General features: G+C 76.1%; 2 protein-coding genes and 1 pseudogene. 2 read left to right on the top strand and 1 reads right to left on the bottom strand.

Annotated elements, in window-relative coordinates:
- Positions 1-274, bottom strand: a 274-nt coding sequence (locus CKO13_RS12840) for a double zinc ribbon domain-containing protein (protein WP_242468036.1), incomplete at its 3' end; no start/stop codon positions are given.
- Positions 275-405: 131 nt separating this feature from the next.
- Here CKO13_RS12840 and bioB point away from each other — a divergent pair.
- Entirely contained in the window at positions 406-1,386 is a 981-nt protein-coding gene (bioB, locus tag CKO13_RS12075) for a biotin synthase BioB (protein ID WP_200261364.1), read from the top strand.
- A pseudogene (locus CKO13_RS12070) lies at positions 1,383-1,593 on the top strand (8-amino-7-oxononanoate synthase); the annotation flags it as partial. The gene bioB and the pseudogene CKO13_RS12070, both read left to right, overlap by 4 nt.

The following is a 1,593-nucleotide window of genomic DNA, read 5'->3' as shown; positions in this document are numbered from 1 at the left end:
GCTCTGCGGGCCCTGCCGCGCCGAGCTGCCCTGGAACACCCCCGCCTGCCCGGCCTGCGCCCTGCCCCGCGGCTCGCGGCCCTGCCCGTGCGCGGGGCAGGGCGCAGGCCGGGCTGGCGGGGGTGTTCCAGGGCAGCTCGGCGCGGCAGGGCCCGCAGAGCTCCAGGCCGGCGGCGCCGGGGGCGCCGCAGAGCCGGCAGCGCGGTGGATAGAGGGCGTCCAGGCCGCGGGCGGCGTACTTGTTGAGTAAACGGGTAGGGAGAAAGTTGACCATGGCCGCTTCCCTGCTACCATGCCGTTCCACGGGAGCCCCCAGCTTGGCCAAGGCGGCGCTGGGGCGTAAATCCCCGGGCCCAGGGGCCCCGTGAGCCGTCCCGCGCCGAGAGCAGCCGACAAGGTTCGCCGATGACCGATTCATCCGCCGCCGCCTGGAGCGCCGCCGAGGTCCTCGCCCTCTTCGAGCAGCCCCTGCCGGAGCTGCTCTACCGGGCCCAGGGCGTCCACCGCCGCCACTTCGACCCGGGCCAGGTCCAGGCGTGCAGCCTGATCTCGGTCAAGACCGGCAGCTGCTCGGAGGATTGCGCCTACTGCGCCCAGAGCGTGCACCACGACACCGGCCTGGAGAGCGAGGCCCTGCTCGACGTCGAGGCGGTCCGCGCGGCGGCCCGCCGGGCCCGGCAGGCCGGCGCCAACCGGCTGTGCATGGGCGCGGCGTGGCGCGGCCCCAAGGAGCGCGACCTGGAGCCGCTGCTCGCCATGGTCCGGGCGGTCAAGGCGGAGGGGCTCGAGGCGTGCCTGTCGGCGGGGGCGCTGCGCGACGGCCAGGCGGAGCGCCTCGCCGAGGCGGGGCTCGACTACTTCAACCACAACCTCGACACCTCGCCGGCGTACTACCCGGAGATCGTCACCACCCACACCTACGAGCAGCGCCTGGCGACCCTCGAGCGGATCCGCGCCGCCGGGCTGAAGGTCTGCTGCGGCGGGATCGTCGGCATGGGCGAGTCCCGCGAGGACCGCGCCGAGCTGCTGCGCACCCTCGCCGGGCTGCCGGTGCAGCCGCAGAGCGTGCCGATCAACGAGCTCATCCCCATCCCCGGCACGCCGCTGGAGGACGCCGCCCCGGTGGACCCGTTCGAGCTGGTGCGCACCGTCGCCGTGGCGCGGATCCTCATGCCGGGCTCCTACGTCCGGCTGGCGGCCGGGCGCGAGCAGATGAGCGACGAGCTCCAGGCCCTGTGCCTGAGCGCCGGCGCCAACAGCCTCTTCCTCGGCGAGCGGCTGCTGACGGCGGGCAACCCGGGGGAGGACCACGACCGCCGGCTCCTCGAGCGGCTGGGGATGGGGCTGGAGCCGCGCGAGCACGCCTGCGCCGACCTCGAGCCGTGAGCGACCCCGCCGCGCAGCTCGACGCCCGCCTGGCGCCGGCGCTCGAGCAGCGCCGCGCGGCGGGGCTGATGCGCCGGCCCGAGCCCCTCTACGGCTACGACGGGGCGGCGGCGACCACGGCGGCGGGCGAGCGCGTGACGGTGCTCTGCAGCAACGACTACCTGGGCCTGGCGGCGGACCCGCGCGTGGGGCGGGCGATGGCCGCCG

The organism is Halorhodospira neutriphila (assembly GCF_016584055.1).
GTDB lineage: Bacteria > Pseudomonadota > Gammaproteobacteria > Nitrococcales > Halorhodospiraceae > Halorhodospira > Halorhodospira neutriphila.
Note: the sequence above shows the minus strand (reverse complement) of the source record. Positions and strands in the feature narration are given on the sequence as shown.

Bases quoted from the DNA above. Each gene is read 5' to 3' on its own strand.
- bioB (WP_200261364.1), top strand. From the start codon at position 406: ATGACCGATTCATCCGCCGCCGCCTGGAGCGCCGCCGAGGTCCTCGCC.